The sequence below is a fragment of the Carboxydothermus islandicus genome, assembly GCF_001950325.1.
In the GTDB taxonomy this organism is placed as follows: Bacteria; Bacillota; Z-2901; order Carboxydothermales; family Carboxydothermaceae; genus Carboxydothermus; species Carboxydothermus islandicus.
The window spans coordinates 1-246 of record NZ_BDJL01000134.1; the positions used below are offsets into that span (position 1 = coordinate 1).

Genomic DNA, 246 nt, shown 5'->3' on the forward strand with positions numbered 1-246 from the left:
TTAGCCAAAGCTTCCGGCTATCCCTTAAGCGGTTACGAAAAAATAGACCATCCGGTCCAGCAGGAAATTTTCAAGTTTATTGCTGACTTTACCGCAGTGTCCCCGGAAAAGATTAAGATCGGCATTGACGGCTGCGGGGTGCCGGTTTTTGCCGTACCCCTGAAAAATGGAGCTTTAGCCTTTGCCAAGCTCTCACGGCCCGACCTGTTTTCCGGGAAATTAAAAGAAGCGGTAGAAACAGTAGTA

Annotated in this window: 1 protein-coding gene; it reads left to right on the forward strand. The window is 48.4% G+C overall.

Going from position 1 to position 246, the window contains the following annotated elements:
* Positions 1-246 (forward strand): asparaginase (locus tag ciss_RS11880; protein ID WP_143298564.1); only part of this gene is annotated, 246 nt, incomplete at both ends.